The sequence below is a fragment of the Psychrobacter sp. GW64-MNA-CIBAN-0177 genome (genome assembly GCF_040309585.1).
Lineage (GTDB): Bacteria > Pseudomonadota > Gammaproteobacteria > Pseudomonadales > Moraxellaceae > Psychrobacter > Psychrobacter okhotskensis.
The window spans coordinates 1-275 of record NZ_JBEOOY010000207.1 but is presented as its reverse complement, the minus strand read 5'-3'; the positions used below and the strand labels follow the sequence as shown (position 1 = coordinate 275).

Genomic DNA, 275 nt, shown 5'->3' with positions numbered 1-275 from the left:
GCTTATACGACTCGCGTCGGTGCTGGTCCTTTCCCAACAGAATTAGCCAATGAAATTGGTGATTATATTGGTGAGAAAGGCCAAGAGTTTGGTGCAACAACTGGTCGTAAGCGTCGTCCAGGTTGGTTAGATGCTGTGGCAATGCGCCGCGCAGTTCAAATCAACAGTGTTAGTGGTTTTTGTTTAACTAAATTAGACGTTTTAGACGGCCTAAAAGAAGTTAAAATTTGTGTTGGCTATCAATATGCTGATGGAACAGTTTCAAAGGTTACGCC

1 protein-coding gene is annotated in these 275 nt (G+C 43.3%); it reads left to right on the top strand.

Annotated elements, in window-relative coordinates; genetic code table 11:
* Nucleotides 1-275: adenylosuccinate synthetase (locus AAEY79_RS14800; protein ID WP_352289117.1), on the top strand; the 275-nt coding region annotated here is incomplete at both ends.